The organism is Gorillibacterium sp. sgz306347, from assembly GCF_059735245.1.
Genome location: NZ_JCAPET010000051.1, coordinates 19,517 through 27,644, shown reverse-complemented (window position 1 = coordinate 27,644; position 8,128 = coordinate 19,517). Strand labels below are relative to the sequence as shown.

Genomic DNA, 8,128 nt, shown 5'->3' with positions numbered 1-8,128 from the left:
GCGGGAGCGGGGCGCGGCGGCGAGCCGGGCGGAACCGGAGGCGCAAGCTGGAGCCCCCAGAGGGCCGGAGCGCGGTTAGCTGTGGAACGGAGCCCGGTAGCTGGAACCCGGAGCGGATGCAAATGAAAGGAGTTACGTAAGCGGCGGCCTGCTGAAGGCCGCCGCTTTTTCCCGTTGTGCGGATGCGGAAACCGCACTGCGGCTCCAAGCTTTTGCCGCGATTACTGCGAGACGATGGCACTTCTCTTGACAAAGTCCAACCATGAAGGTTCATCTCTCTTGGCACACTTTGTTTGGCACCTAATTTCTTTCACAATCTGCTTTCTGGTCGAAAAAGTGAGTGCGCGGAAAGGATCAAGCAGAACAATGATCAGGAAAGCAAAGGAAAGGAAAGGGGGGGCATGCAAATAGCTGCAAAGCGATACTTATTTTTCATAAATTTCGGGTCCAACCGTGAAATAACAACGTACGCGCAACTATTTCGAACAAAATAGGCGGTATTCGGAGAAAATGGGAGGAATAATTGCTTTTATGCATCTATTTGACCAAATATAGCAAATTTCAGTTTAAATAGTTGCTTTTTTGCACTTACTGTCCCATCCTGCGAATGGTATTCCTCTGGGCGTGGGGAATTCGGGTACCGCGTTTATGCCGATAGGTGACACAACCTTATCCCTGTACTTTTAAAAACTACAATATGGAACGGGACACTACCCTGAAAATAACGCAGCTTCATAATCTGTGCTGCCTACCAGGTTATAGGTGGCTAACGGTTGCCACAGCGCTTATTCGCCCAAAAGACCCCTGTTTCCATTTCTAACGGTTGTGGAAGCGCTTATTTGCCCCAAAAAGACCAAAACGCCCCCTCTCCGAGCCAAATAAGCTCCGTGGCAACCGTTAGATTTTGAAAAGCTTCATATTAAGCCAAATAAGCTCTGTGGCAACCGTTAGAATTTGTCCGGCCCCTTCCGGCGCCCCATGACCAAAGCTCCCGGCGCGTGATGGACATTGGACTGGACCACGGCATAGCCAAAAAATCCACCCTGAAAATAACGCAACTTTATTTTCATTTTCTGTGGTGCCTACCAGGGCATGGGACACTAATGGGTTTTAATGAGCTGCGAAAAGAAATTAGTGACAAAAAACCGCGCTATTTTCAGACTCCATTTCGAATACTTGGTAGCGTCAAGAAGTTTGTGTAAGGCAGTAGGAATATCCAAAAGAGTCCCGGATTATTCTGCGGATGGGGGGGAGCGGTCTTCGAACATCAAGGCGAGTTTCTTCTTTACGTCCGGATCGCCGAAGCCGCGAATGACGCGTTCTGCAAATTTCTCGTTGTACTCAATGCTTTGGAGATATACGACTTTCTCCGCAGCATCCATGTTTGTCAGGCTGTTCATTGGCTTGAGCCGTTTGCGAAACTCTTTGTTCATACGCTCGATTGCGTTTGACGTGTGAATGGCTTCCTTAATGAGGGGCGGATATTTGTAGAACGTCAGGCAAGGTCGACAATAGCCTTTTGCTTCATGGTTACCAAGTAGAAGTCCATTTACACAAACGTATGGACATTCCCCTCGTCGCTTCTATTTTGCGGTTAAAACTGGAGGGCGACGGCATGAGACGAAGTGAGCCAACGCTAGAGGGGAAACTAGATCGGTGAAGGTTGGGTTCGTTAATGAAGAGTTGGAGTTAGAGGCGATGTAAGTTAGAAGCGTTGTAAGTTGGGGGACGGTATGTGCTGGAAGCAGGGGGACAAAAACGACGGAAGAGAGGCGGGGCAAAAGGGAGACTGGGGGGGAAGAGAGGCAGGCGTTAGGGGAATGGAGCAGAAGAGAGAAGGGTTAGAAGGGGAATAGAGCGGAAGAAAGGGTGGGGGGCGGCGGAGTAGAGCGGGGAGACTGAAAAAAGAAGCACCATCAAAATCGATCGAGTAAGAGAAAAATTCGAGCGCTCCCTTCGCCCAGCCTCCCCGGCCGTGCGCTGAAGCAAACAGGGCGTACCGGAACCCCGGCACGCCCTGACGGCTTATTCGGCTGCGCGGACCAGCACGCGGAAGCCGTCGGCCGGGAGCGAAAGCGTCACCGGACCGCCGTCGGTCCGAAGCGTTTCGCCGCTCGGCCAATCCGTCCACACGCCGGCGGCGAGGGTGACGGCGGCTTCGGCGGGCTCCGCCGAGGCGTTTAGCGCGACGGCCACGGTTTCCCCGCCGCCGAAGCGTTCGTAGGCGAGGAACCGTCCGCCCGCTTCGGCGGAAAGGAACCGCAAGCCTCCGGTGCGGAGCGCTTCATGCTCCAGGCGGAAGCGGATCAGCGCCTGGTAGAACGCCAGCAGCTCCGTGTCCTGCTTCGCCGGGTCCCACTCCATGCATTTGCGGCAGCCGGGGTCGTCTCCGCCGTCGAGCCCCACTTCGTCGCCGTAATAGAGGCAGGGAACGCCGGGGCTCGTGAACTGAAGCAGCGATGCCAGCTTCATCCGCTCCTTGTTGCCGCCGCAAAGAGTCAGCAGACGGGGGGTGTCGTGGCTGTCCAGGATGTTGAACGCCGCTTCCGTCACGGGGCGGGTGTAGCGGGTAAGCTGCGCGCCGAGCTCGGCGGCGAAGCCGGAGGCGTCCAGCGTTTCCCGGGCCGCAAAGTCCAGGGCCGCGATCGTGAACGGGTAATTCATGACCGCGTCGAACTGGTCCCCCTGGAGCCAGGAAAAGGAGTCGTGCCAAATCTCGCCCAGGATGTAGGCGTCGGGATTCGCCTTCTTGACCACGCGGCGGAACTCGCGCCAAAATTCATGCTCCACTTCATCCGCGACGTCCAGCCGCCAGCCGTCTACGCCGATCTCCTCGATCCAATACCTGGCGACATCCAGCAGATAGGCGCGGGCTTCCGGATGGGCGGTGTTCAGCTTCGGCATGTTGGGCTCGAACGCAAACGTATCGTACGTCGGTTTGCCGTCCTTGACGGCAAGCGGGTATTCGCGGACGTGGAACCAGCCGGCGTAAGGCGAAGCCTCCCCTTTTTCCAGAACGTCGACAAAAGGAGGGAAGGTTCGGCCGCAGTGGTTGAACACCGCGTCCAGCACCACCCGGATGCCGCGCTCGTGGCAGGCGTCAACCAGCTTTTTCAGCAGCTCGTTGGTGCCGAAATGCGGATCGACCTTCCGGTAATCGCTCGTGTCGTATTTGTGATTTGTCGGCGCTTCGAACAGCGGATTAAAGTAAATCGCGTTCACGCCAAGCGTTTGCAGGTGATCCAAATGATCGAGGACGCCCTGCAGATCCCCGCCGAAGAAGTTCCTCTGATCGGGCTTACCGCCCCAGGGCTCTGCGCCTTCGGGGTCGTTGGACGGGTCGCCGTTGGCGAACCGCTCGGGGAAAAGCTGATAAAACACTGCGTTTTTTACCCACTCGGGTACAGCGAACTGCTCCCCCGGATGCAGAAAAGGAAAATCAAACAGCGGGTTCTGGTTTTCCGGCTCCGACGCCGAAAAACCCCGCTCGGTCAGCCACCAGACTTCGCCGTCCTGTCCCTCCAGCCGGAAGGTGTAGCGGACCCGGCGCATCGGAAGCTCGACGGAGGCTTCCCAGTAATCGAAACGGTGATCGGAAATCATGACGGTCATCGGCAGGTTTTGCTTGCTTTTGTGCCAGTCGTACTTGTCCCCGTATTGCAGCGTCACCCGTTTGGCGTCGCCCCGTTTGGTGCGAATCCGGATGCACAGCGTGCGTGGCCCGGTGGCAAAGGCCCAGTTCAGTTTGGATCGGTGAAGAACGGCTTCCAGTAACATAACGGCTACTCCTCCTCCTGTAAATGAAGCAGTGTGATGGAATGCGGCAGCTATTTCAATAAGGAATAATGGCATGAAAAGATAATGGCGCGAAAAGCGGGCAAAAGCTTAAACGGTCTGTCCGGCAAGGTCCACGCGGATTCGGCCGTTTCCGGGCACGGAGCAGTCCCGCCCGCAGACGGTCAGGTCGGCGTCGGCACCGGTTTCGTTTACGATGTTCACCGCATGTTCCTCGACGCGGATCAAGAGGCGGGAGCCCCGGAAGACGATCCGGAACGAAAACGAGGTCCATTCCTTCGGCAGCGCGGGATGGAGCGACAGCCGGCCGTCTTTCACGCGCATGCCGCCGAACCCTTGCACGACGGCCATCCAGGTGCCGGCCATGCTGGTGATGTGGCAGCCGTCCTCGGTGTCGCGGTTGTAATTGTCCAGATCCAGCCGCGCGGTGCGCAGGTACATCTCATACGCTTTGTCCGCATAGCCGAGCTCGCAGGCCAAAATCGCGTGGACGCACGGGGAAAGGGACGATTCATGCACCGTAAGCGGCTCGTAAAAGTCGAAGTTGCGCCGCTTGGTCTCCGTGTCATAGAGATGGCCGAGAAAATAAAGGCCTTGCAGCACATCCGCCTGCTTGATGTAGCAGGAGCGCAGGATGCGGTCCCAGGACCAATGCTGGTTGAGCGGCAGGTGGACCGGGTCCAGGTCGCGGACCGGAATCAGCTCTTTATCCAGAAAGCCTTCCTGCTGCAGAAAAATGCCCCGCTCCTCGTCCGCCGGGTAAAACAGGTTCGCTGCAATGTCCGTCCATTTGCGCGTCTCTTCTTCGGTCAAGGCCAATTTTTCCGTCAGCTCGGCGAGGCGGCCCGGGTCGGTTTGGCCCAGATCCTGCAAAGCCTCCAGGGTATATTCCAGCGTCCAGGCTGCGATCCGGTTCGTGTACCAGTTGTTGTTTACGTTGTTTTCGTATTCGTTCGGTCCGGTTACGCCGTGCATCACGTACTTTTGCTTGCCCGGGGCGTAGTGCACCCGTTCCTCCCAGAAGCGGGCCAGCTCGACCAGCACCTCCAGCCCGTATTCGCCCAGGTAGCTTTTGTCCCCCGTGTAGGCGACATAATTGTAAATGGCGTACGCAATCGCGCCGTTGCGGTGGATTTCCTCAAACGTGATTTCCCATTCGTTATGGCATTCTTCTCCGTTCATCGTCACCATTGGATAGAGCGCGCCTTTGGAGAAGCCGAGCTTGCGCGCGTTCTCTTTCGCCTTTTCCAGATGCTTGTAGCGGTAGATCAGCAGGTTGCGGGCGATGGAAGGATCGGCGGTGCTGAGATAAAAAGGCAGGCAATACGCCTCCGTGTCCCAATAGGTGCTGCCGCCGTATTTTTCGCCGGTGAAGCCTTTCGGTCCGATGTTCAACCGGTCGTCTTCGCCGGTGTAGGTCTGGTTGAGCTGGAAAATGTTAAAGCGGATCGCCTGCTGCGCCGCCGGGTCGCCTTCAATGATAATGTCGCTTTCCTTCCATTTGGCGGCCCAGGCGTCCTCCTGCTCGTGGAGAAGCGTGTCAAACCCGGTCTCGGCCGCATCCGCCAGCACGCGGCAGGACGCCTCCGGCAAATGCTCCGGCGCGTGATTGCGGGACGTCGTGTTGGCCACGTATTTGTACAGCACGGTTTCTTCTCCGGCGCGGACCGGAAAGGTCAAGGTGCGGGCAACGTACTTTTCGCGGGTGACGGCGGCGGCGCTGTCCGGCTCGGCGGCTTTGCCGCCTTGCTCCAACCGGTAAGCCATGGCGGAGCAGGCGTGAAAGTCCAGCTTTTTGGTTTTGACCGTAAGGAGCGCCGCATCGTCCCGGATTTCCTTGTGCACCTCCAGCCAGAACTTTTCGTCGTAATTGGCATCCTTGTTATGCACATCGCCGTCCAGGCAGAGAACGGCGCGCACGGTGCCGGAAAAATTCAGCGGCGTGAGCGCATAGCGGATTGCGCCGAGTTCCGGCCGGACAATGCTGACAAAGCGGACCGCTTCGACGGCAAGCTCCTTGCCGTCCGGGAGAACCGCGGTAAAGCTGCGGGACAGGCGGCCTTCCTTCATGTGCAGCACGCGGCGGAAACGGAGAACCTCGCATTCCGCCAGATCGAGCCGCTTGCCGTCGATCTCGATGTCGATGCCGATCCAGTTGGTGGCGTTCAAGACCTTGGCGAAGTACTCGGGGTAGCCGTTTTTCCACCAGCCCACCCGGGTTTTGTCGGGGTAGTACACGCCCGCAAGATAGCTGCCGCGCAGCATCGGGCCGCTGTACGTTTCCTCGAAGTTGGCCCGCTGGCCCATAGAGCCGTTGCCGATGCTGAAAATGCTTTCGGCAATTTCATGCCGTTCGGGCTGCCAGCCCTCTTCGATAATGGACCATTCGTCGATTTGAAAATCAGGCTGCATATGATCGTTCATCCTTTCTTAAGATGAGTGCGGAATAACCGGCTCTTCCAGCCTGGCGAGCGGCATGGCGGCCAGCGAAGGAACCGTCAGCTCGGCTCCGGCTTCGGCCAGCATGCCGGATTCGCCAATGCCGACGGCGCGCATGCCGGCGGCGCGGGCGGCGGCGATTCCCGCTGCGGCGTCCTCGAAAACAACGCATTCGGCGGGCGAAACCCCCAGCTCCCGGGCGGCAAGAAGAAACACCTCCGGGTCCGGTTTGGCTTTGGCGGTTTTGGTGCCGTCCACGACGGCGTCAAGCCACGGCGAAAGCCCCGTCCGCTCCAGAATGAGCGGCGCGTTCTTGCTGGCCGAGCCGAGAGCGAGGGCGTAACCCTTTGCCCGGCAGGCTTTCAGAAAGTCGAGCGCCCCGGGCAAGATGTCGCCGGGACCCATCCGGGAGACGGCTTCGACATACCACTCGTTTTTTTGCCGGGCCAAGGCTTCCTTTTGCTCCGGGGGCGGCGACAGCTTTCCGACCGAAAGCAAAATCTCCAGCGATTCGGTCCGGCTCACGCCCTTCAGCCGTTCGTTGTCGCGCTCGGTGAAGACAAAGCCAAGCGTATCGGCCAGTCTTCTCCAGGCTATGTAGTGATGGCGGGCGGTGTCGACGAGGACCCCGTCCAGGTCGAAAATGCAAGCTCGTATCATGGCGGCAGGCTCCTTTGAACAAATTTGCGCAATCGTTTGAGCAGAGCGGGGGAATCCGTGGAATGCCGGCCCGCAAACAAACAGCCCGGCAGGCGGAGGAGAAGGTCAAAACGGGACGGAGCGGACGGACGACTGCCGCACGCGGAGCTGGTGCGGGATGATGTAACGCCGCTGCGCCTCGGGCTTGTCGCCGTCTTGAATGGCCTGAATCAGCAGCATGGCCGCGCTGTAGCCAAGGTGATAAATCCCGATGTCGACGCTGCTGACCGGCGGGGCGGACAGCTCGGCCAGCGGGACATTATTGAAGCTGACCAGGCACAGGTCCTCCGGGACCCGATAGCCCGCTTCCCGCAGCCCGCGCAGCACGCCGAACGCGATCATGTCGTCGGCGACGAGCAGGGCGGTCGGCCGGTCGGGAAGCTGCATCAGAAAGGACATCGCCCGGTAGCCGCTTTCCTGAAGAAACTCGCCTTCCACAATCCACTCCGGACGGCCCTCCACTCCGGCTTCGGCCAGCGCCTCGCGGTAGCCTTCGAGCCGGTCGCGCGAGACGATCAGCTCGGGCGGGCCGGTGACGCAGCCGATTCTCCGGTGCCCCATCGCCAGCAGGTGGCGGGTAGCGTCGGCCGCGGCTTTTACATTGTCGGTATCGACGCTCAGCACATCGGGGTGATCCTCGCTGCGGCCGATCAAAACAAACGGGTAGCCCTGCTTGTGCAAATCGTCGATTATCGGGTCGCCCACCCGGGAATACAGCAGAATGGCCCCATCCACCTTGCCGCTCCCGAACAGCTGCGACACCGCCCGCGCTTCCTCGCGTTCGTCCGGACTGGAATGCACCAGCACGTCGAAGCCCATCCGGTTGGCTTTGGCGATAATGCTGCGCACCAGCTCAATGAAAAAGAGATTCGAGAACAATTCGTCCGCAGGCTTCGGCAGAATCACGCAGATCGTGTGCGACGAGCGGGAAACGAGGTTTTTGGCGATCGAGCTGGGGTGATAGCCCAGCCGGTTCATCAGCTCCTTCACCTTGTCCGCGGTCTCCTTGCTGATGCGGGAATGGCCGGAAAGCGCACGCGATACCGTCGCGGGAGAGACGCCGACCTGCGCGGCGATGTCTTTTATGGTGATCGGCAAAGAAAGCTCCTCCTTTGCGAAAACGTTTGCCCTGCACCCCCATCCTAACGGAAAAGAAAACGCTTGTAAATACCAAAAATGAGCCCGACCGCCATCA

General features: G+C 58.6%; 4 protein-coding genes and 1 pseudogene. All 5 read right to left on the bottom strand.

All coding sequences use genetic code 11. The annotated features are described in order from the left end of the window. Nucleotides 1-1,232: 1,232 nt before the first annotated feature. Nucleotides 1,233-1,499 (bottom strand): annotated as a pseudogene (locus AC6I6H_RS19635) (transposase); the annotation flags it as partial. A 526-nt stretch (nucleotides 1,500-2,025) separates the two neighbouring features. Next, nucleotides 2,026-3,777: an alpha-glycosidase gene (locus AC6I6H_RS19630; protein WP_497955858.1), complete on the bottom strand. Its 1,752-nt coding sequence runs from the start codon at nucleotides 3,775-3,777 to the stop codon at nucleotides 2,026-2,028. Between the two features lie 108 nt (nucleotides 3,778-3,885). Beyond that, entirely contained in the window at nucleotides 3,886-6,207 is a 2,322-nt protein-coding gene (locus AC6I6H_RS19625; protein WP_497955857.1) for a glycoside hydrolase family 65 protein, read from the bottom strand. 18 nt (nucleotides 6,208-6,225) lie between these two features. Continuing rightward, entirely contained in the window at nucleotides 6,226-6,894 is a 669-nt protein-coding gene (gene pgmB, locus AC6I6H_RS19620; RefSeq protein ID WP_497955856.1) for a beta-phosphoglucomutase, read from the bottom strand. Between the two features lie 105 nt (nucleotides 6,895-6,999). Continuing rightward, nucleotides 7,000-8,031, bottom strand: coding sequence for a LacI family DNA-binding transcriptional regulator (locus tag AC6I6H_RS19615; protein ID WP_497955855.1), 1,032 nt, complete (start codon nucleotides 8,029-8,031; stop codon nucleotides 7,000-7,002). Between the last annotated feature and the right edge of the window lie 97 nt (nucleotides 8,032-8,128).